19 protein-coding genes are annotated in these 21,773 nt (G+C 68.7%); 13 read left to right on the forward strand and 6 right to left on the reverse strand.

All coding sequences use genetic code 11. The annotated features are described in order from the left end of the window. A partial coding sequence (locus tag BM060_RS14625; protein WP_143096592.1) for an integrase core domain-containing protein occupies positions 1–295 on the forward strand: 295 nt, incomplete at its 5' end. A gap of 82 nt (positions 296–377) precedes the next feature. On the opposite strand, the gene BM060_RS14630 is transcribed toward BM060_RS14625, so the two are convergent. Continuing rightward, on the reverse strand, positions 378–1,370 hold the full coding sequence (locus BM060_RS14630) for a GlxA family transcriptional regulator (RefSeq protein ID WP_074980719.1): 993 nt from the start codon (positions 1,368–1,370) through the stop codon (positions 378–380). Between the two features lie 209 nt (positions 1,371–1,579). Between BM060_RS14630 and choX the strand changes: the two genes are divergently transcribed. The 12 genes from choX (at position 1,580) to cls (ending at position 14,698) form a co-directional block, all read left to right on the forward strand. Then, positions 1,580–2,518 carry a choline ABC transporter substrate-binding protein gene (gene choX / locus BM060_RS14635; protein WP_074980720.1) on the forward strand — a complete coding sequence of 313 codons (939 nt, stop codon included), beginning with the start codon at positions 1,580–1,582 and terminating at the stop codon, positions 2,516–2,518. A 75-nt stretch (positions 2,519–2,593) separates the two neighbouring features. Then, the gene (gene cdhC, locus BM060_RS14640; RefSeq protein ID WP_009614330.1) at positions 2,594–3,481 is read left to right on the forward strand and encodes a 3-dehydrocarnitine:acetyl-CoA trimethylamine transferase CdhC; all 888 of its coding nucleotides are present in this window, start codon (positions 2,594–2,596) and stop codon (positions 3,479–3,481) included. Positions 3,482–3,590: 109 nt separating this feature from the next. Then, positions 3,591–4,556, forward strand: coding sequence for an L-carnitine dehydrogenase (locus tag BM060_RS14645; RefSeq protein WP_074980721.1), 966 nt, complete (start codon positions 3,591–3,593; stop codon positions 4,554–4,556). Between the two features lie 226 nt (positions 4,557–4,782). Beyond that, on the forward strand, positions 4,783–5,253 hold the full coding sequence (locus BM060_RS14650; protein ID WP_074980722.1) for a thioesterase family protein: 471 nt from the start codon (positions 4,783–4,785) through the stop codon (positions 5,251–5,253). A 2-nt stretch (positions 5,254–5,255) separates the two neighbouring features. Continuing rightward, positions 5,256–6,185: an alpha/beta hydrolase gene (locus tag BM060_RS14655; protein ID WP_074980723.1), complete on the forward strand. Its 930-nt coding sequence runs from the start codon at positions 5,256–5,258 to the stop codon at positions 6,183–6,185. Between the two features lie 655 nt (positions 6,186–6,840). Next, a complete protein-coding gene (gene efeU, locus BM060_RS14660; protein WP_074980724.1) occupies positions 6,841–7,671 on the forward strand; it encodes an iron uptake transporter permease EfeU in 831 nt (276 codons plus the stop codon). Next, positions 7,668–8,855: an iron uptake system protein EfeO gene (gene efeO, locus BM060_RS14665; protein ID WP_074980725.1), complete on the forward strand. Its 1,188-nt coding sequence runs from the start codon at positions 7,668–7,670 to the stop codon at positions 8,853–8,855. The genes efeU and efeO (BM060_RS14665) overlap by 4 nt, the downstream gene beginning before the upstream one ends. Before the next feature lie 15 nt (positions 8,856–8,870). Beyond that, on the forward strand, positions 8,871–10,148 hold the full coding sequence (gene efeB, locus BM060_RS14670; protein WP_074980726.1) for an iron uptake transporter deferrochelatase/peroxidase subunit: 1,278 nt from the start codon (positions 8,871–8,873) through the stop codon (positions 10,146–10,148). A 29-nt stretch (positions 10,149–10,177) separates the two neighbouring features. Then, positions 10,178–11,005 carry an iron uptake system protein EfeO gene (efeO, locus tag BM060_RS14675; RefSeq protein ID WP_074980727.1) on the forward strand — a complete coding sequence of 276 codons (828 nt, stop codon included), beginning with the start codon at positions 10,178–10,180 and terminating at the stop codon, positions 11,003–11,005. A 135-nt stretch (positions 11,006–11,140) separates the two neighbouring features. Continuing rightward, on the forward strand, positions 11,141–11,389 hold the full coding sequence (locus BM060_RS14680; protein ID WP_009614343.1) for a hypothetical protein: 249 nt from the start codon (positions 11,141–11,143) through the stop codon (positions 11,387–11,389). Positions 11,390–11,835: 446 nt separating this feature from the next. After that, complete coding sequence (locus tag BM060_RS14685) at positions 11,836–13,233, forward strand: amidase (protein ID WP_074980728.1); 1,398 nt, start codon at positions 11,836–11,838, stop codon at positions 13,231–13,233. A gap of 40 nt (positions 13,234–13,273) precedes the next feature. Next, positions 13,274–14,698 (forward strand): cardiolipin synthase, encoded by a 1,425-nt coding sequence (cls, locus tag BM060_RS14690; RefSeq protein WP_074980729.1) that lies wholly within the window; start codon positions 13,274–13,276, stop codon positions 14,696–14,698. Between the two features lie 674 nt (positions 14,699–15,372). On the opposite strand, the gene ahpF is transcribed toward cls, so the two are convergent. The 5 genes from ahpF to BM060_RS14715 form a co-directional block, all read right to left on the reverse strand. Beyond that, the gene (gene ahpF, locus BM060_RS14695) at positions 15,373–16,938 is read right to left on the reverse strand and encodes an alkyl hydroperoxide reductase subunit F (RefSeq protein WP_074980730.1); all 1,566 of its coding nucleotides are present in this window, start codon (positions 16,936–16,938) and stop codon (positions 15,373–15,375) included. A 261-nt stretch (positions 16,939–17,199) separates the two neighbouring features. Beyond that, positions 17,200–17,763 (reverse strand): alkyl hydroperoxide reductase subunit C, encoded by a 564-nt coding sequence (ahpC, locus tag BM060_RS14700; RefSeq protein WP_037016170.1) that lies wholly within the window; start codon positions 17,761–17,763, stop codon positions 17,200–17,202. 213 nt (positions 17,764–17,976) lie between these two features. Continuing rightward, positions 17,977–18,903, reverse strand: a complete 927-nt coding sequence (locus BM060_RS14705) for an ABC transporter permease (protein WP_074980820.1) — start codon at positions 18,901–18,903, stop codon at positions 17,977–17,979. 205 nt (positions 18,904–19,108) lie between these two features. After that, positions 19,109–20,212 carry an ABC transporter permease gene (locus BM060_RS14710; RefSeq protein WP_074980731.1) on the reverse strand — a complete coding sequence of 368 codons (1,104 nt, stop codon included), beginning with the start codon at positions 20,210–20,212 and terminating at the stop codon, positions 19,109–19,111. A gap of 10 nt (positions 20,213–20,222) precedes the next feature. Continuing rightward, on the reverse strand, positions 20,223–21,752 hold the full coding sequence (locus BM060_RS14715; RefSeq protein WP_074980732.1) for an ABC transporter ATP-binding protein: 1,530 nt from the start codon (positions 21,750–21,752) through the stop codon (positions 20,223–20,225). Positions 21,753–21,773: the final 21 nt, after the last annotated feature.

Here is a 21,773-nt window from a genome sequence, read left to right on the forward strand (position 1 = left end):
CGCCAGCGAGGTTTATCGTGCGCTGCTCAGGCGGCATGGCCTGGTGTTGAGCATGAGCCGCAAGGGAAATTGCTGGGACAACGCGGTCATGGAACGCTTCTTCCTGAACCTGAAAATGGAGCGGGTCTGGCAACGTGACTACGCCAATCATGCCGAGGCTATGACCGATATCGCCGACTACATCGTCGGCTTCTACAACAACGTGCGTCTGCACTCCAGCTTGGGCTATCTGCCACCCACCCGCTACGAGCGCAGGCCACCCAGACAACCTATCGAAGTGTCCGAAATTATTTGACCACCACATGAGTCAGCCGGCAGCGCCAAAGGTTTCCGGCTGAAACCATCACCTCTCTCGGCACAGACTGCCCCCTCTCCCTTCAGGGAGAGGGCTGGGGAGAGGGGCTCTTCGAAGCCCCCACCGAAGCCCCACCCACAAACACCCCCCGATCCTCCCGCGGACAAACTCCGAACCTGGCCCGATAACTGCGCGACAGATACGAAGGCGACTCGAACCCACAGGCCAGCCCCACCTCCAGCACGCTCATCTCCGTCTGCCGCAGCAACTGCCGGGCCTTGTCCAGGCGCAAGCCGAGGTAGAAGTTCGACGGCGTGTCATGCAGATGCAGGCGGAACAGGCGCTCCAGCTGGCGGCGGGTGACCTGGATGCGTTCGGCCAGGTCCAGGGTGGAGAGCGGCGGCTCGGTGTGCCTTTCCATCTCGCCCAGCACCTGGATCAGCTTCTTGTTGGTCACCCCGTAGCGCGTCGCCAGTTGCAGGCGCTGGTGGTCCTGGCGGGTGCGGATGCGCCCGACCACGAATTGCTCGGAAACCTGCACCGCCAGCTCCGGTCCCTGGGCGCGGGCGATCAGGTCGAGCATCAGGTCGATGGACGCCGTGCCGCCGGCGGAGGTGATGCGCGAGCCGTCGATCTCGAACAGCTCCTGGGTCGCCTGCAACTGTGGATAAGTCTCCCGGAAGGCGTCCAGCGCCTCCCAGTGCAGCGTGCAGCGATGGCGGTCGAGCAGCCCGGCCTCGGCGAGGACGAAGCTGCCGGTGTCGATGCCGCCGAGGGTCACGCCTTCGCGGTCGAGGCGGCGCAGCCAGTGCAGCAGCGCCGGGGTGCAAGCCTGCAGCGGGTCGAAGCCGGCCACCACGAACAGCGTGTCGCCGCGGCCCAGGGCCTCCAGGGCGCCGTCGGCGTTCATCGACATGCCGCTGCTGGCCAGCACCGGGCCGCCGTCGACGCTCAGCAGGTGCCAGCGGTAGAGCCCGCCGCGGAAGCGGTTGGCGACACGCAGCGGCTCCACGGCGGAGATGAACCCCATCAGGGAAAAACCGGGCAGCAGGAGGAACCAGAAGTCATTCGACATGGCGTCATCCAGGCGATTCGAGCGGCGATCCGTTGGTATGGAACATTTGCCCGGCCCTGGCAATGGCCGAGGTCGCCAGCGTGCAAGTGCAGGTCGCCGGAGTGCGATTTTCCGTCGCAGGCTGTGCGTAATTTGAACACCAGCCACCGCCTCGCGGGGCCATGACACAACAACGATAACCACTGCCGCAAAGGCCTTGAGGAGAAGTCATGAAGCTATCGATCAAAGCGGGCGCCTGCGCCGCGCTGTTCACCCTGGTCAGCAGCGCCTGGGCCGCCGAGCCGGCGTCGTGCCAGAACGTGCGCATGGGCTCGGTGAACTGGACCGACGTGGTGGCCAGCAGCGCCGTGGCCGAGGCCCTGCTCGACGGCCTGGGCTACAAGGTCAAGCAGACCAGCGCCTCGCAGCAGATCATCCTGGCCGGCATGGCCGACAAGCAGCTCGACGTCTTCCTCGGCTACTGGCAGCCGACCATGCAGCCGGTGGCCAAGCCCTACCTGGACAAGCAGCAGATCGAAGTCATCACCCCGGCCACCCTGGGCGACGCGCAGTCCACCTACGCGGTGCCCACCTACGTCTACGACGGCGGCCTGAAGACCTTCGCCGACATCGCCAAATTCCGCGACAAGCTGGACAACAAGATCTACCTGATCGAGCCGGGCAGCGGCTCCAACCGCATCACCGCGGACATGATCGCCAAGGACAAGTTCGGCCTGAAGGGCTTCCAGGTCGTCGAGTCCAGCGAGGCCGGCATGCTCACCGCGGTCAAGCGCGCCATCAAGCGCCAGCAGTGGGTGGTGTTCTTCGGCTGGAAACCGCACCCGATGAACCTGCAGATCGACATGAAATACCTCACCGGCAGCGACGACGTGTTCGGCCCCAACGAAGGCGCCGCCACCGTCTCCATCATGACTGCCACCGGCTACCAGGAGCAGTGCGGCAACGTCGCCAAGCTGCTGCACAACCTGCGCTTCAGCAGCCAGGAAGTCAGCCAGGTGATGGAACCCATCCTCGACCGCAGCCAGCCGCTGGACGCCGCCCGCACCTGGCTCAAGGCCCATCCCGACCAGCTCAAGGCCTGGCTCGCCGGGGTGACCACCTTCGACGGCAAGCCGGCCGAGCCCGCCTTCGTCGCCAGCCTCAAGTAAACCAACCACGCCCCACCCTTGCGCGGCCCGCCCGCCGCGCAGGGAACCCCTATGCCTGAAGAAAGGACAGCCACCGTGAACCATGAAGTCATAGTCACCTGCGCAGTGACCGGCGCCGGCGACACCGTCGGCAAGCACCCGGCCATTCCCGTCACCCCCAAGGAAATCGCCGCCGCCGCCATCGAGGCGGCCAAGGCCGGCGCCACCGTGGCCCACTGCCACGTGCGCGACCCGCAGACCGGCAAGCCCAGCCGCGACGTGAACCTCTACCGCGAAGTGGTGGAGCGCATCCGCGAGAGCGACACCGACGTCATCATCAACCTCACCGCCGGCATGGGCGGCGACCTGGAGATCGGCAAGGGCGAGCAGCCCCTGGAATTCGGCGCCGGCACCGACCTGGTCGGCCCGCTGGAGCGCCTGGCCCACGTCGAGGCGCTGCTGCCGGAAATCTGCACCCTGGACTGCGGCACCCTGAACTTCGGCGACGGCGACTTCATCTACGTCTCCACCCCGGCCCAGCTGCGCGCCGGCGCCAAGCGCATCACCGAACTGGGGGTGAAGGCCGAGCTGGAAATCTTCGACACCGGCCACCTGTGGTTCGCCAAGCAGATGCTCAAGGAAGGCCTGCTGGAAGACCCGCTGATCCAGATCTGCCTGGGCATCCCGTGGGGCGCGCCGGCCGACACCACCACCATGAAGGCCATGGCCGACAACATCCCCGAGGGCCTCACCTGGGCCGGCTTCGGCATCGGCCGCTCGCAGATGCCCATGGTCGCCCAGGCCATGCTGCTGGGCGGCAACGTGCGGGTGGGCCTGGAAGACAACATCTGGCTGGACCGCGGCGTGCACGCCAGCAACGGCAGCCTGGTGGAGCGCGCCATCGAGATCATCGAACGCCTCGGCGGCCGCGCCCTCACCCCGGCCGAAGGGCGCAAGAAGATGAACCTCAAGCCCCGCCCCTGAAACCCGCTTTTCGCAGGAGCGAGCTTGCTCGCGAACGGCTCCGCAGCGGACCCGGTTCGCGAGCAAGCTCGCTCCTACAGGCAATCCCCCTTTCCCGCTGGAGCCCTTCATGTCCTACATCACCGAAATCAAGACCTTCGCCGCCCTCGGCAGCGGCGTCATCGGCAGCGGCTGGATCGCCCGCGCCCTGGCCCACGGCCTCGACGTGGTCGCCTGGGACCCGGCGCCGGGCGCCGAGGCCGCCCTGCGCCAGCGCGTGGCCAACGCCTGGCCGGCGCTGCAGAAGGCCGGGCTGGTGCCCGGCGCGTCCCAGGAACGCCTGAAGTTCGTCGACACCATCGAGGAATGCGTGCGCGACGCCGACTTCATCCAGGAAAGCGCCCCCGAGCGCCTGGACCTGAAGTGCGAGCTGCACGCCAAGATCAGCGCCGCCGCCAAGCCCAACGCGCTGATCGGCTCCAGCACCTCGGGCCTGCTGCCCAGCGAGTTCTACGCCGACGCCACGCACCCCGAACGCTGCGTGGTCGGCCACCCGTTCAACCCGGTGTACCTGCTGCCGCTGGTGGAAGTGGTGGGCGGCGAGAAGACCGACCCGGCGGCCATCCAGGCGGCCATCGCGGTGTACCGCAGCCTGAGCATGCGCCCGCTGCACGTGCGCAAGGAAGTCCCCGGCTTCATCGCCGACCGCCTGCTCGAAGCGCTCTGGCGCGAAGCCCTGCACCTGGTCAACGACGGCGTCGCCAGCACCGGCGAGATCGACGACGCCATCCGCTTCGGCGCCGGCCTGCGCTGGTCGTTCATGGGCACCTTCCTGACCTACACCCTGGCCGGCGGCAACGCCGGGATGCGCCACTTCATGGCCCAGTTCGGCCCGGCCCTGCAACTGCCCTGGACCTACCTGCCGGCGCCGGAACTGACCGAATCGCTGATCGACAAGGTGGTCGAAGGCACCAGCGAACAGCAGGGCAACCGCAGCATCGCCGAGCTGGAACGCTACCGCGACGACTGCCTGCTGGCAGTGCTCGGCGCCATCAAGGACACCAAGGCACGCCACGGCTTCGCCTTCGTCGACTAAGAACCTGCCAGGATTTGCTGCGCGTCGGCATAACTGCGTTAAAAACAGGCGGTGACTGCTCATTTACGGCAAGTAAACTCCGCGTCCCCGCCTGTTTTTGCCTTGTTCTGCTCTAGCTCGCGAAATCCTGATCAGGTTCTACCCTGTCTATCCGCCCACTCCGAACCGCCCCCTCTCCCGCTTGCGGGAGAGGGTTGGGGAGAGGGGCTCTGTCGGAAGCGCACCCATGCCCACCCTGAAAACCTACGAAACCCCGGTACTGACCGAGTGGACCGACTACAACGGCCACCTGCGCGACGCCTATTACCTGCTGATCTTCAGCTACGCCACCGACGCCCTGATGGACCACCTGGGTCTGGACAGCGCCAGCCGCGAGGCCAGCGGCCACTCGCTGTTCACCCTGGAGGTGCACCTGAACTACCTGCACGAAGTGAAGCAGGGCGAGCCGGTGGAAGTGCGCACCCAACTGCTGGCCCACGACCGCAAGCGCCTGCACGTGCACCACACGCTGCACCGCCCCGGCGAGGACGAACCGCTGGCGGCCAGCGAACAGATGCTGCTGCACGTGAGCCTGGACGGCCCGCGCTCGGCGCCCTTCGAGGGCGTGGTGCTGGAGCGCGTGCTGGCCCTGGCCGAGGCGCACCGCGGCCTGCCGCGGCCGGCGCACGTCGGCCGCGTGATCGGCCTGCCGGGCTGAACATGGCGCGCGAGTACCCGCTGTCCGCCGGCATGGCGGACTTCGTCGCGCGCACCCGCGCCTTCGTCAGCGCCGATCCCTCACTGGCGGCACAGCGCAAGGCCTACTCGCGCATGGCCGCCGCCTTCACCCCACCGCGCCCGCCGGGCCTGCGGGTGAGCGACCTGGCCCTGGCCGGCCTGCCGCCACTGCGCCTGTTCCGTCCGGCGGGCACACCGCCGGCAACGGGCTGGGCGGCGTTGCTGTTCCTCCACGGCGGCGGCTGGATGCTCGGTGACCTCGACTCCCACGCCCTCTTCTGCGCCGAACTGGCCGCCCGCCTGGGACTGCTGGTGGTGGCGGTGGACTACCGGCTGGCCCCGGAACACCCCTTCCCCGCCGCCCTGCAGGACAGCCTGGCAGCCTGGCGCGCCCTGTGCGACGGCGCGCTGGACGAACCCCTCGACCGCACCCGCCTGGCGGTGGCCGGCGACAGCGCCGGCGGCAACCTGGCCGCCGCCCTGTGCCTGGCCCTGCGCGATGCGGGCGAGGCGCAGCCGCGGGTCCAGGTGCTGGTCTATCCGGCCCTGGGTGACGAGGCTACGGATTCGCGAGTCGAGTGTGCGGATGCGCCGTTGTTGTCCGCCGCTGACATGCGGGTGTGCATCGATGCCTATTTGCCTGATCCATTGCAACGGCATCGGCCTCTTGCCTTGCCTTTGCGTGCCCATGATTTCGCTGGGTTGGCGCCGGCGTTCGTGGGTGTGGCCGAGTTCGATCCGTTGCGGGATGACGGGCGGCGCTACGCCGAGCGGCTGCGCAGGGATGGGGTGGAGGTGGACTATTTTCCCGGTCCGGGGTTGGTCCACGGCTGCCTGCGGGCGCGGGAACTGCCGGAAGTGGACAGGTTGTATGAGGCGCTGTTCGAGGCGCTGGCCCGCCGTCTGGATTGAGCGCAGGCGCTTTTCCGCTTTTCCGCTTTTCCGCTTTTCCGCTTTTCGTAGGAGCGAGCTTGCTCGCGAATGGCGTTCTGCTGGTCAGGTTCGGTGCATATCCTGAAGAACGCCCTCTCCCTAACCCTCTCCCTGAAGGGAGAGGGGACCGTTGGGCAGATGCTGATGTTCTGGAGTCAGCCGGCAACACCGAAGGTTTCCGGCTGAAACCATCACTTCTCTCGGCACGGACAAGCCCCCTCTCCCTTCAGGGAGAGGGTTGGGGAGAGGGAGCGGAGTCAACCCAGCGCGCCAGTACCACCGGGAGACCTGGTTCGCGAGCAAGCTCGCTCCTACGAAAAGCCAGCCAGGGCGAACAACAAAAAAATCCCCCGCCGCGCCCGACGCGCGACAGGGGACGAAAGCGAGCCGTCAAGGCTCCCAGTGTGACAAGCACCTACTTCGGTATCGACCGCAGCGGTATGGCTCCAGTGTGGCTGCTTCGCCAACTTCGGGTTTGCCGAAAACGACGTGCGCGTATCCGCCGCGGACAGGCAACGAAACTAGGCACGGCCCCTTAAGCAATCCTTAAGGCGACGACATCGAGAATCCTTCTTGTTTGCATTCTCAGCCGCCGCCGATCCCCGCGCCGCGCGGCCCTGCCCCAGGTGAAACCATGCTGGTCCCCTTCCTGATCATGCTCCGCGAGGGCATGGAGGCCGCGCTCATCGTCGGCATCATCGCCAGTTACCTGCGCCGCACCGGGCGCGCGCACTGGATGCCGGCGGTGTGGATCGGGGTGTTCCTCGCCGCCGCCCTGGCGCTGTTCGTCGGCGCCGGGCTGGAGCTGGCCAGCGCCGAGTTCCCGCAGAAGCAGCAGGAACTGTTCGAGGCCCTGGTGGGCCTGGCCGCGGTGGCCATCCTCACCTCCATGGTGTTCTGGATGCGCAAGATGGCGCGCTCCATCAAGGGCGAGCTGCAGGCCGCACTGGACCAGGCCTTCCACTCCCGCCACCAGGGTTATGCGCTGATCGCCATGGTGTTCCTCGCCGTGGCCCGCGAGGGCCTGGAGACGGTGTTCTTCCTGCTCGCCGTGTTCCAGCAGAGCGAGGGCCCCGGGGCGCCGCTGGGGGCGCTGCTCGGCCTGGCGCTGGCGGTGGCCCTGGGCTACGGCATCTACAGCGGCGGCGTGCGCCTGAACCTGGCGCGCTTCTTCCGCTGGACCGGGCTGTTCATCCTGGTGGTGGCCGCCGGCATCCTCGCCAACGCGGTGCGCTCGCTGCACGAGGCCGGGGTCTGGAACCTGCTGCAGGCACCCCTGTGGGACAGCGGCGCCAGCCTGCCCGAGGACGGCGCCCTGGGCTCGCTGCTGGCCGGGCTGTTCGGCTACCAGCAGAGCCCCACCCTGAGCACCCTCGGCGCCTGGCTGGCCTACCTGGCGCTGAGCCTGACGCTGTTCTTCCTGCCGCCGCGCCCCGCGGCCCCTGCCCGGAGCACCGCCGAATGAGCCTGCCGGAACCCCAGCCGCCGGTGGGCGCCCGCCGCCTGCTGCTCAACGCCGCGGTGGCGGCCTCGGCGGCCCTGGCCGTGCTCGCCGCGGCGGCCTTCTACTACGCCGCGCGCCATGCCCACCAGGCCAAGCTGGAAAACGACGAAGTACAGGTCACGGTGCTGCCCCACGGCTGCCAACCCAACGCCCTGAGCGTGCCGGCCGGGCAGGCGCGCTTCCGCATCCTCAACCGCTCCGACCGCGCGGTGGAGTGGGAAATCCTCGACGGCGTGATGGTGGTGGAGGAACGCGAGAACATCGCCCCGGGCATGAGCCAGTCGCTCTCGGCCTACCTCGCCCCCGGCGACTACCAGGTCACCTGCGGCCTGCTCAGCAACCCCCACGGCAGCCTGCACGTCACCCCCAGCGCGGCCGCCAGCGCCGCCCAGCAGGCGCGCTCGCCGCTGCTGGACTTCGTCGCCCCGCTGGCCGAATACCGCGTCTACCTGGCCGGCCAGTTGCGCCAGTTGCAACGCGCCCTGGAGGCCCTGAGTCAGGCCCTGGCGGCCAACGACCTCGGCGCCGCGCGCACGCACTACCTGGAAGGCCGCGCCGCCTACCAGCGCATCGCCGCCAGCGCCCAGCGCCTGGCCGAGCTGGACAACCGCATCGCCCCGCGCGCCGACGCCTTCGAACAGCGCGAGCAGGACCCGGCCTTCGGCGGCTTCCACCGCATCGAGTACGGCCTGTTCGCCCAGGACTCGACCGCCGGCCTGGCGCCGGTCGCCACGCAACTGCAGGCCGACGTCGCCGCCCTGAAGGACGCCCTCATGGCCCAGTCGCTGCCGCCAGAACAGCTCTCCGGCAACACCGCGCGGCTGCTGCGCAACCTGGCCGAGCAACGCGTGAACGGCGACGAGGAACGCTACAGCCACAGCGACCTGGCCGGCTTCGCCGCCAACCTGGAGGGCGCGCGCAAGGTCATCGACCTGCTGCGCCCGCTGCTGCAACGCAAGGCCGCCGAACTGCCCGCGCGCCTGGACGCCGCCGCCGCGGCGCTCGACACCGGCCTCGCGCAACTGGCCGGCAAGCCCTACGACCAGATCACGGCCGCCCAGCGCCAGCAGCTGGCCGCCGCGGCCGCCCGCCTGGCCGAGGCGCTGGACGCCGTGGCGCCGGCCCTGGGCCTGGCCCAACCCTGATCCGAGGAAGTACCGATGCACAGTAACGACGACAGCCCCGCCAACGCCCAACGCCGCCGCGTGCTGCTCGGCCTCGGCGCCGCCGGCGTGGCCCTGGCCGGCGCCAGCCTGGCGGGCCCGGCGCGGGCAGCCGACACCGCGGCCGTCACCCACGCGCCGGCCAGCGAACGCACCCAGGAGCGCAACGCCTGGTTCGGCCGCCACCAGCCGGGCATCGTCACGCCGCGCCCGGCGGCCGGGATGATCGTCGCCTTCGACGTGCTGGCCAGCGACCGCGCCGGCCTGGAGCGGCTGTTCCGGGTGCTCGACGAGCGCATCCGCTTCCTCATGGCCGGCGGAGCGGTGCAGCAGGTCGACCCCAAGCTGCCGCCGCTGGACTCGGGCATCCTCGGCCCGGTGGTGATCCCGGACAACCTGACCGTCACCGTCTCGGTGGGCGACTCGCTGTTCGACGAGCGCTTCGGCCTGGCCGCGCGCAAGCCACGCCACCTGCAACCCATGGCCGGCTTCCCCAACGACGCCCTGGACCCGGCGCGCTGCCACGGCGACCTGTGCCTGCAGTTCTGCGCCAACACCCCGGACACCAACATCCACGCCCTGCGCGACATCGTGAAGAACACCCCGGACCTGCTGCTGGTGCGCTGGAAGCAGGAAGGCAGCGTGCCGGTGCAGCCCAGCCGCCCCGGCCAGACCACCGAGAGCGCGCGCAATTTCCTGGGCTTCCGCGACGGCTCGGCCAACCCCGACTCCAGCGACGAGGCGGCCATGCGCCGCATCGTCTGGGTGCAGCCCGGCAGCGGCGAGCCGGCCTGGGCGGCGGGCGGCAGCTACCAGGCGGTGCGCATCATCCGCAACTTCGTCGAACGCTGGGACCGCACCCCGCTGCAGGAGCAGGAAAGCATCATCGGCCGGATCAAGGCCAGCGGCGCGCCCCACGACGGCCGGGTGGAAACCGACGTGCCGGACTATGCCCGCGACGCCGAGGGCAAGCGCACGCCGCTGGACGCCCACATCCGCCTGGCCAACCCGCGCACCGCGCAGAGCCAGGCCAACCTCATCCTGCGCCGGCCGTTCAACTACTCCAACGGCGCGGCCAGCAACGGCCAGCTGGACATGGGCCTGCTGTTCATCTGCTACCAGGCGGACCTGGCGCGCGGCTTCATCGCCGTGCAGACGCGCCTGAACGGCGAGCCGCTGGAGGAATACCTGAAGCCGCAAGGCGGCGGCTACTTCTTCGTCCTGCCCGGGGTCACCGGGCCGGACGACTTCCTCGGCCGCAGCCTGCTGGCCTGAACAACGACAACGCACTGGAGCCATCGGACATGAAACGCACCTCCCTCGCCCTGCTGTTCAGCCTCGGCCTGCTCGCCGCGCCGCTGGCCACCTTCGCCGTCACCGGCTCGCCGCTGGACCTGGTCGGCCCCATCGCCGACTACAAGCTCTACGTCACCGACAACCTCGACGAGCTGGTCAAGCGCACCCAGCAGTTCACCGACGCGGTGAAGCAGGGCGACCTGGCCACGGCGAAGAAGCTCTACGCGCCGACCCGCGTGTTCTATGAGTCGATCGAACCGGTGGCCGAGCTGTTCAGCGACCTGGACAGCGCCATCGACTCCCGCGAGGACGACCACGAGAAAAAGGTCGACGCCCCGGACTTCACCGGCTTCCACCGCATCGAGTACGGCCTGTTCACCAAGAACAGCACCGAGGGCCTCGGCCCGCTGGCCGACAAGCTGATGGCCGACGTGCACGAGCTGCGCAAGCGCGTGGAAGGCCTGCCCTTCCCGCCGGAGAAGGTGGTCGGCGGCGCCGCCGCGCTGATGGAAGAAGTGGCCGCGACCAAGGTCAGCGGCGAGGAAGACCGCTACAGCCACACCGACCTGTACGACTTCCAGGGCAACGTCGACGGCGCCAAGAAGATCGTCGAGCTGTTCCGCCCGCAACTGGCCAAGCAGGACCCGGCCTTCGTCGCCAAGGTGGAGAAGAACTTCGCCACGGTCGACGGCATCCTCGCCAAGTACAAGACCAAGGAGGGCGGCTACCAGACCTACGACAAGCTCAGCGCCAAGGACCGCAAGGCCCTGGCCGGGCCGGTCAACACCCTGGCGGAAGACCTTTCGACCATGCGCGGCAAGCTGGGCCTGAACTAAAGCCGGTCGCGGGCCGTCCCGGTCGGAAAACGACCTGCTCTTGCCTGTGAAGGACACTCCGTCGGCCGGGTGCTTGCGCCCGGCCGGCGCTGTTCCGAGAATCCGGGGAAGCCCAACCTCACGGAGGACTCCGCGATGATGCACGCCGACCTGATCGACCAGGACGATTTCCGCGAACGCCTGCAGGCGCTGGGCTTTGCCGTTCCGCCGGACGTCACCGCGGAACAGGCCTGCGAATACGCGGTGCGCGCCCTCACTCCCGAACGCTCCATGGCCCTGCGCCGGCTGGTGGAGGAGATGCTGGGCGGCAACGCGACGCTGCTGCCGGCGGTGCGCGAGGCGATTTCGCGGCAGCTGTTGCCGGCGTTGGTGCCGCGGCCCTGAGTCGCACTCGTTCGCGCTCTTTGCTCTTTGCTTTTCGTAGGAGCGAGCTTGCTCGCGAACAGTGTTCTGCCGGGGCTTCGGGGCTTCCCCTGAAGAGCGCCCTCTCCCTAACCCTCTCCCTGAAGGGAGAGGGGACCGTTCGGAGTGCGCTGATGTTTCGGCGTTAGCCGGCTAGCACAGAGATTACCGGCTGAAACCCTTCCTCCTCTCGGCACGGTCTAGCCCCCTCTCCCTTCAGGGAGAGGGCTGGGGAGAGGGCAACGGGTGGGCCAGAACACCCCAAACCACCGGCTTCTCCCAAATCACCTAGCCCGCTGCCCGGTTGAACCACCCCGTTCGACGACCAAGGCCAAACGGCGGATAACGCGGAGCGTTATCCGCCCTACGCCGCTGCCCACCCCCGCAATAGGCTAGGGTTGTGCCATGGCCCCCCGCCGGAGTCCCCCATGACCGCGCTGCACGATCTCACTGCCGTCCAGCTACTGGCCCTGTACCGTTCGCGCCAGCTGTCCCCCGTGGAATACCTGCAGCACCTGCTCGCCCACATCGAACGCTGGGAGCCGCACCTCTGCGCGCTCTACGCCTATGCCCCGGAACGCGCCCTGGGCGAGGCGCGGGAGGCCGAGGCGCGCTGGCTGAAAGGCGAGCCGCGCGGCGAACTGGATGGCGTGCCGGTGACCATCAAGGAACTCATCGCCAGTGTCGGCGACCCGATTCCCCAAGGCAGCGCCGCCGTGCCGCTGCTGCCCGCCACCCGGGACGCCCCGCCCACCGCGCGGCTGCGCGAGGCCGGGGCCATCCTGCTGGCCAAGACCACGGTGCCGGACTTCGGCATGCTCTCCTCCGGCCTGTCCAGCTTCCACAAGCTGGCGCGCAACCCCTGGAACCTGGCGATGAACCCCGGCGGCTCCAGCGCCGGCGCCGCGGCGGCCGCTGCCGCCGGCTACGGCCCATTGCACGTGGGCACCGACATCGGCGGCTCGGTGCGCCTGCCGGCCGCCTGGTGCGGCCTGGTGGGCTTCAAGCCGAGCCTCGGGCGGATTCCCATCGACCCCTACTACACCGGGCGCTGCGCCGGGCCCATGACGCGCAGCCTGGACGACACCGCGCTGCTGATGAAGCACCTGTCGCGCGCCGACTGGCGCGACGCCACCAGCCTGCCGCCGGCCGAGCTGGACTGGAACATCCGCCCGGCCGAAGTGCGTGGCCTGCGCATCGGCCTGCAACTGGACCCCGGCTGCGGCCTGCAGCCCGAGCCGGAAGTGCGCCGCGCGGTGGAGGCCGCCGCGCAACGCTTCGCCGAGGCCGGCGCGCAGATCATCGAAGTGCAGCCGATCCTCGACCGCGGGCTGCTCGACGGCCTGGACCTGTTCTGGCGCGCGCGCCTGTGGGCCGAGATCGAGACGCTGCCCGCCGAGCGCCGGGTGCAGGTGCTGCCCTACATCTACCAGTGGGCCGAAGGCGGCGCGCAGGTCTCCGGGGTGCAGGCGGTGCGCGGCTTCAACCAGACCTTCGAGATGCGCAAGCGCGCCGCCGAGCAGTTCCACGGCATCGACTGCCTGCTCAGCCCGACCAACCAGGTGGCCGCCTTCCCCGCCGAGTGGGCCTCGCCCACCAACGACCCGGCGCTGCCCTTCGAGCACATCTGCTTCACCGTGCCCTGGAACATGTCCGAGCAGCCGGCGCTGTCGATCAACTGCGGTTTCACCGCCGCCGGCATGCCCATCGGCCTGCAGATCGTCGGCCCGCGCTTCGCCGACGTGGCCGTGCTGCGCCTGGGCAAGGCCTACGAAACCTGGCGTGGCGAACTGCCGGGATGGCCGCGGCCCCCCGAGCGAGGCTAAGCTGCGGGAACACGCACGGCAGAAGGACTCGTTCGCGCGCATGCATTACTCCGCCTACATCGCCCATTTCCTGGTGGCCATCCAGATCCTCGGCGTGGTCGCCGCCGTCCACGCGGTGCTCACCGTGCGCACCGCGCAGGGCGCCATCGCCTGGGCCATTTCCCTGGTGTTCATGCCGCTGCTCACCCTGCTGCCCTACCTGGTGTTCGGCCGCAGCCGCTTCGACGCCTACATCGGCGCGCGGCGCCAGGCCAACGAGGAGATGCACCTGGCCGCCGCCGAGCTGGACTGGCGGCCCTGGGTGGAGGAAGCCCTGACGGCGAGCCAGTCGGAGAACTACAAGGCGCTCAAGGCGCTGTCCGCGCTGGCGCGCATGCCAACCCTGGCGAACAACCACGTGCGCCTGCTGGTCAACGGCAAGGCCACCTTCGACGCCATCTTCGAGGCCATCGCCCAGGCCAGGCAGGTGGTGCTGGTGCAGTTCTTCATCGTCCGCGACGACGCCCTCGGCCAGCGCCTGGCGCAGCTGCTGCTGGAGCGCGCGGCCAACGGCGTGGAAGTCTTCCTGCTCTACGACGCCATCGGCAGCCACGGTCTGCCCGGGCGCTACGTCGAGCGCCTGCGCGTCGGCGGCGTGCAGGTGCAGGCCTTCAGCACCGGCCACGGCGCGATCAACCGCTTCCAGCTGAACTTCCGCAACCACCGCAAGGTGGTGGTGGTCGACGGCCTGCGCGGCTTCGTCGGCGGGCACAACGTCGGCGTCGAGTACCTGGGCGAGAAGCCGCCGCTGTCGCCCTGGCGCGACACCCACGTGGAACTGCGCGGCCCGGCCGTGGCCTGCCTGCAGGAGTGCTTCGCCGAGGACTGGTTCTGGGCCACCCACGCCCTGCCCACCCTGCTGCTGCCGGACAGCTACGACGAGCAGGGGGTGATCTGCCAGGTGCTGGCCAGCGGCCCGGCGGACAAGCAGGAAACCTGCTCGCTGTTCTTCGTCGAGATGATCAACGCGGCCAGCGAAAGGGTGTGGATAACCACCCCGTACTTCATCCCCGACGAGGCGGTCAGCTCGGCCCTGCGCCTGGCCGCGCTGCGCGGCGTGGACGTGCGCATCCTGCTGCCCTCGCGCCCGGACCACCGCACCGTCTACGCCGCCTCCAGCCTCTACGCCCAGGACGCGGTGCGCGCCGGGGTGAAGGTGTACCGCTACCAGCCGGGCTTCCTGCACCAGAAGGTGGTGCTGGTGGACCACGACTGCGCCGCGGTGGGCAGCGCCAACCTGGACAACCGCTCGTTCCGGCTGAACTTCGAGATCATGCTGGTGACGGTGGACGAAGCCTTCGCCCGCGACGTGGAGAGCATGCTGCTGGCGGATTTCGAGCAGGCGGTGGAGCTGGGCACGGAGCGCAGCGGGCAGTTGCAGCAGTTGGGGATGCGGGTGGCGCGGTTGGTTTCGCCGATTCTTTGAAGATTACGGGCTGGAGGCTTGAGGCTGGAGGCTTTTCGTAGGAGCGAGCTTGCTCGCGAACCTGGCGGGGCCCAGTGCCAAGCCGTTCGCGAGCAAGCTCGCTCCTACGAGGAGAAGGTGTTCGCCGGTGGTTTCTGGTGTGGCGGGGATGCCGCTGCCCTCTCCCTAACCCTCTCCCTGAAGGGAGAGGGGACCGTTGGGCAGGGCTGGGTGTTTTAGAGTCAGCCGGCAACACCGCGGGTGGTTTCGCCGATTCTTTGAAGATTACGGGCTTGAGGCTGGAGGCTTTTCGTAGGAGCGAGCTTGCTCGCGAACCTGTCGGGGCCCGGTGCCAAGCCGTTCGCGAGCAAGCTCGCTCCTACGAGGAGAAGGTGTTCGCCGGTGGTTGCTGGTGTGGTGGGGATACCGCTGCCCTCTCCCTAAGCCTCTCCCTGAAGGGAGAGGGGACCGTTGGGCAGGGCTGGGTGTTTTAGAGTCAGCCGGCGACGCCGGAGGTGTCCGGCTGAAACCCTTCCATCTCTCGGCACGGACTAGCCCCCTCTCCCTTCAGGGAGAGGGCTGGGGAGAGGGAACACAACTCACCCCCGAACACCATCGACCCTAAGCAAAACACCCACAAAGAAAAACGCCCAGCTCACTCAAGTGAACCGGGCGCCTTCACCAGCACTAGCCCATCAAGCCGGCGCAGAACTACGGATCAGGTGATCGAAGGCCGACAACGAAGCCTTCGCCCCCTCACCCACCGCAATCACGATCTGCTTGTACGGCACCGTGGTCACATCACCAGCAGCGAAGATACCCGGCAGCGAAGTCTCGCCGCGCGCATCGACGATGATCTCGCCGCGCGGGGTCAGCTCGACGCTGCCCTTGAGCCACTCGGTGTTCGGCAGCAGGCCGATCTGCACGAAGATGCCTTCCAGCTCCACCGACTTGAACTCTTCCGAGTTGCGGTCCTTGTAGACCAGGCCGGTGACCTTCTGGCCGTCGCCCTTCACTTCGCTGGTCAGCGCGCTGGTGATCACGTCCACGTTGGGCAGGCTGTACAGCTTGCGTTGCAGCACGGCGTCGGCGCGCAGCTTGCTGTCGAATTCCAGCAGGGTCACGTGGGCGACGATGCCGGCCAGGTCGATGGCCGCCTCGACGCCGGAGTTGCCGCCGCCGATCACCGCCACGCGCTTGCCCTTGAACAGCGGGCCGTCGCAGTGCGGGCAGAAGCACACGCCCTTGGCCTTGTATTCCTGCTCGCCGGGCACGCCCATCTCGCGCCAGCGGGCGCCGGTGGCGAGGATCACGGTCTTGGCCTTGAGGCTGCCGCCGCCCTCGAACTTCACTTCGTGCAGCTCGCCGGCGTTCTTCGCCGGGACCAGCGCGCTGGCGCGCTGCAGGTTCATGATGTCGACCTCGTACTGCTTCACGTGCTCTTCCAGCGCGCGGGCCAGTTTCGGGCCTTCGGTCTCCTTCACCGAGATGAAGTTCTCGATGGCCATGGTGTCCAGCACCTGGCCGCCGAAGCGCTCGGCGGCGACGCCGGTGCGGATGCCCTTACGCGCGGCGTAGATGGCCGCCGAGGCGCCAGCCGGGCCACCGCCCACCACCAGCACGTCGAAGGCTTCCTTGGCGGCCAGCTTCTCGGCTTCGCGAGCGGCGGCGCCGGTGTCGATCTTGGCGAGGATTTCTTCCACGCCCATGCGGCCCGCGCCGAAGACTTCGCCGTTCAGGTAGATGCTCGGCACCGACATGACCTGGCGCTTTTCCACCTCGTCCTGGAACAGCGCGCCGTCGATGGCGACGTGGCGGATGTTGGGGTTGAGCACCGCCATCAGGTTCAGCGCCTGGACCACGTCCGGGCAGTTCTGGCAGGACAGCGAGAAGTAGGTTTCGAACTCGAACCTGCCCTGGATGCCCTTGACCTGCTCGATGACTTCGGGCTCGAGCTTGGACGGGTGGCCGCCGACCTGCAGCAGGGCCAGCACCAGGGAAGTGAACTCGTGGCCCATGGGGATACCGGCGAAACGCAGGCCGATGTCCGCCCCCGGGCGGTTCAGCGAGAAGGACGGCTTGCGTTCGTCGCCGCCGTCTTCGCGCAGGGTGATCTTGTCGGTCAGGCCGACGATGTCGTGCAGCAGTTCGCTCAGCTCGCGGGATTTGTCGCTGTCATCGAGGGACGCGACTATCTCGAACGGCTGGGTGACCTTTTCCAGGTAGGCCTTCAACTGGGTCTTAAGATTGGCGTCCAACATGAATTCAGCTCCTACGAAATTCGGGCAAAAGGGTTCCCCGGCAGGCACGCTGGCCCGCCCTACGGCACGCTTTGGGCTTGGGTAGGAAGGGTGCCGGCGGCACCCTTGGGGTATTGCGCAAAACGGATTGGGAGACGTCGTGAGCAAGCGCTCAGGCAAGGCGCGACCAGGCGCGGGCGCGGAGTTTACGAGCTGTAAATGACAAGCCCGCGCCTGGTCGCAACGCAGCATCAGCGCTGCGCAACAGCCTCCCGGCCGTTTTTAGATCTTGCCGACCAGGTCCAGGGACGGGGCCAGGGTCTTCTCGCCTTCTTTCCACTTGGCCGGGCAGACTTCGCCCGGGTGAGCGGCGGTGTACTGGGCGGCTTTCAGCTTGCGCAGGGTCTCGCCGACGTCACGAGCGATCTCGTTGCTGTGGATTTCGACGGTCTTGATCACGCCTTCCGGGTTGATCACGAAGGTGCCGCGCAGGGCCAGGCCTTCTTCCGGGATGTGCACGCCGAAAGCGTTGGTCAGTTGGTGGGTCGGGTCGCCGATCAGCGGGAACTGGGCCTTGCCCACGGCCGGGGAGGTTTCGTGCCAGACCTTGTGGGAGAAGTGGGTGTCGGTGGTGACGATGTAGACTTCGGTGCCAGCGTCGCGGAAGGCGGCGTAGTTGTTGGCGGCGTCTTCGATCTCGGTCGGGCAGTTGAAGGTGAAGGCTGCCGGCATGAAGATCAGGACCGACCACTTGCCCTTCAGGGACTGCTCGGTGACTTCGATGAACTTGCCGTTGTGGAAGGCGTTGACCTTGAACGGTTGGACTTGGGTGTTGATCAGGTTCATTCGGCATTCCTCGTAGAGATGGGTTGATCGAATTGGTTATGAAATTCGACGTGGGCAAGATTATCCGCTATTAGCCCGGATGGCCCATTGATTTAGGCCATCAAATAAATTGGCTTTCTCTATCAGCGGACTTATAAAAGGAAGAGCATCGCTATCGATGAGCGATGCCATCCTCCATCCTGCACAACCGACACGACCACCTCGTGACAGCCCTCAGTGCCCGGCCTTCCACGGCTGCCCCAGCGACACCGGGGCGAACAGGCGGGTGCGCAACCCATCGCGGGAGAGCAGCACCAGGACCACGATAGTGGCCACGTAGGGCAGCATCGCCAGCAGGTTGGCCGGGATGCTCAGGCCGACGCCCTGGGCAACCAGATGCAGGATGCTCGCCAGGCCGAACAGCCAGGCGCCGAGCAGCACCCGGAACACCCGCCAGCTGGCGAACACCACCAGCGCCAGGGCAATCCAGCCGCGGCCCGCGCTCATGTTCTCGGCCCACATCGGGGTGTAGGCCAGGGACAGGTAGGCCCCGGCCAGGCCGGCCATGGCGCCGCCGAAAAGCACCGCCATGGTGCGCACGCGCACCACCGGCAGGCCCATGGCGGCGGCCGCGTCGGGGTTCTCGCCGACCGCCTGGAGCACCAGCCCGGCGCGGCTTTTCAGCAGCAGCCAGGCGACGCCGGCGAACAGCGCGAACGTCAGGTAGACCAGCGCATCCTGGGCGAAGAGCATCTTCCCGACCAGCGGCAGGCCGGCCAGCCCAGGCACGGCGATGGGCGCGAAGCCCGCCAGCGGCTTGCCCACCCAGGCCGCCCCGACGAAGGACGACAGCCCCACGCCGAAGATGGTCATCGCCAGGCCGCAAGCCACCTGGTTGGCGTTCAGGCCCAGGGCCACGGCGGCGAACAGGCTGGCCAGCAGCACCCCGGCGAGCACCGCCAGCAACACCCCCAGCCACAGGCTGCCGCTGGCGAAGGCGGCCATGAAGCCGACCACCGCGCCGAACAGCATCATCCCTTCCTGGCCGAGGTTGAGCACCCCGGACTTCTCGCACACCAACTCGCCCAGAGCCACCAGCAGCAACGGCGTGCCGGTGCGGACCATGGCGTAGAGCACGTTGTTCAGTAGATCGATGTCCATCATTTCCCCTCAATTCAATCCCTGTAGGAGCGAGCTTGCTCGCGAACAGACCCCGCTGCGGGGCCTCCTACAGCGTTTCTGGATCCCCGCGTTCGCGGGGATGACGGGAGTGGGATTACGCGTCCCTCTCCAACCCGTCATTCCCGCGAACGCGGCAACCCAGTGCCTCAAATCCGGAGCAGGCAGGCCCGCTCCATTCAAAAAATCACACCGCAGCGCTCCGCCTGAGGCCTGTAGCCTGCAGCCTGAAGCCCCGCGCGAAGCGCGGCCGATAACCGATCAACACATCGCAGGCCAGCAGGAAGAACAGCATCATTCCCTGGAACAGCCCGGTCAGCGCCAGCGGCAGGTTCAGGCTCATCTGCGCCGTCTCGCCGCCCAGGTAGAGCAGCGCCATCAGCAGGCTGGCGAAGAGGATGCCGAGCGGGTTCAGGCGGCCGAGGAAGGCCACGGTGATGGCCGCGTAGCCGTAGCCGGGGGACACCTGCGGCACCAACTGACCGATCGGCCCGGTCACCTCGCAGACGCCGGACAACCCGGCCAGCGCCCCGGACAGCAGCAGCGCCAGCCACACCAGACGCGTCTCGCGAAAGCCGACGAAGCCGGCGGCGCGGCGGTCCAGACCCAGCACCCGGATCTGGAAGCCGACGAAGCTGCGCTGCGCCAGCACCCACACCGCCACCAGCGCCAGCAGGGCGAAGAGCGCGCCCAGGTGCACGCGGCTGCCATCGAACAGCGCCGGCAGCAGGGCCGACTCGGCGAACATCGCCGACTGCGGGAAGTTGAAGCCCTGCGGGTCCTTCAGCGGGCCGTGCACGCAGAACAGCAGCAGGTTCAGGGCGATGTAGTTGAGCATGATGCTGGTGAGGATTTCGTTGGCGTTGAAGCGCGTGCGCAGCCAGGCCACCAGGCCCGCCCAGGCGGCGCCGCCGGCGACCCCGGCGAGCAGCGTCCAGGCCAGCGCCCAGCGGCTCTCCCAGCCCAGCAGCTGCAGGGCCATGGCGCTGCCGGCCAGGGCGCCCATGAGTAGTTGGCCCTCGGCGCCGATGTTCCAGATGCGCGCCTGGTAGGCCAGCGCCAGGCCCAGGGCGCAGAGCAGGATGGGCGTGGCCTTCACCAGCAGCTCGCCGACGCCGTACCAGTCCTGCACCGGCTCGATCAGCAGGGTGTGCAGGGTGGCCAACGGCGGGTGGCCGAGGGCGGCGAACAGCGCCGCGCCGCACAGCAGGGTGAGCAGGCCGGCCAGCAGCGGCGAGACCAGCAGCATCAGGCGCGACTGCTGGCCGCGTGGTTCCAGGGAAAACAGCATGTTCGGCTCCTCAGGCGGCGTGGTCGAACTGCCCGGCCATCCAGCGGCCGACGGCGAGGGGATCGGTGGCGGCGGTGTCCACCAGCGGCGACAGCCGGCCGGCGCAGAGCGCGCCGATGCGGTCGCTGAGCAGGAACAGCTCGTCGAGGTCCTCGGACACCACCAGGATGGCCGCGCCGGCGTCGCGCAGGGCGATCAGCGCCCTGTGGATAACCGCGCCGGCGCCGACGTCCACGCCCCAGGTCGGGTGCGCCGCCACCAGCAGGCGCGGCTGCTGGAGAATCTCGCGGCCGAGGATGAACTTCTGCAGGTTGCCGCCGGACAGGCTGCGGGCCACGGCCTGGGTGCCCGTGGCCTTCACCGCGAAGCGCTGGATGATCGCCTCGGCGAAGGCGCGCACCTTGCCCTGGCGCACCAGGCCGTGACGCACCAGGCCCTGCTGGAAGCCGGTGAGCAGGGCGTTGTCGGCCAGGCTCAGCTCCGGCACCGCGCCATGGCCCAGGCGCTCGGCCGGGACGAAGGCCAGGCCGCGGGCGCGGCGGGCATCCGGGGGCAGGTGGGCGGCGGGCTCGCCGGCCATGCGCAACTGCTCGGCGTGCGCCCGCGGCAGGCGCTGCTCGCCGCTGAGCAGGGCGAGCAGTTCGTCCTGGCCGTTGCCGGCGACCCCGGCGATGCCGACGATCTCGCCGGCGCGCACCTCCAGGTCGAGCCCGGCGAAGGACACGCCGAAGGGGTCGGCGCTGCGCCAGTGCAGGCCGCTCAGCTGCAGCAGCGGCTCGCCGCCGCGCGCCTTGGGATAGCGCGCGGCCAGGCCCTCGGCGTCGCCGACCATCAGGCGCGCCAGCTCCAGGTCCGAGCACTGCGCCGGCGCGCAGTCGCCGGAAACGCGCCCGCCGCGCAGCACCGTGGCGCGTTCGCAGAGCGCGCGCACCTCGCCCAGCTTGTGGCTGATGAACAGGATGCTGCAGCCCTCGGCGGCCAGGCGCCGGAGCACGGCGAACAGCTCCTCGGCCTCCTGCGGGGTGAGCACCGAGGTCGGCTCGTCGAGGATCAGCAGGCGGATGTCCTGCATCAGGCAGCGGACGATCTCCACCCGCTGCCGCTCGCCGATGGACAGCCCGTGCACCAGGCGCTCCGGCTCCAGCGGCATGCCGTAGCGCCGCGACACCTCGCGGATGCGCGGCGCCAGCTGCCGCGGGGTGCCGGCAGCGGCGCCCAGGGCCAGGGCGATGTTCTCCGCCACGCTCAGCGTCTCGAACAGCGAGAAGTGCTGGAACACCATGCCGATGCCCAGGGCGCGGGCCTGGGCCGGGTCCTTCACGCTCACCGCGCGGCCGTCCCAGAGCAGTTCGCCGCTGTCCGGGCGGGTGACGCCGTAGATGATCTTCATCAGGGTGCTCTTGCCGGCGCCGTTCTCGCCGAGCAGGGCGTGGATCTCGCCGGGGAGGATGCTCAGGTCGACGCGGTCGTTGGCCAGGCAGCCCGGGTAGCGCTTGCTGATGGCGCGCAGTTCCAGGCGGGGGATGGGGGCTGTGGGCATGGGTGGGCTCGGTCGGGGATT

This window comes from Pseudomonas citronellolis (genome assembly GCF_900112375.1).
Taxonomy (GTDB): domain Bacteria; phylum Pseudomonadota; class Gammaproteobacteria; order Pseudomonadales; family Pseudomonadaceae; genus Pseudomonas; species Pseudomonas citronellolis.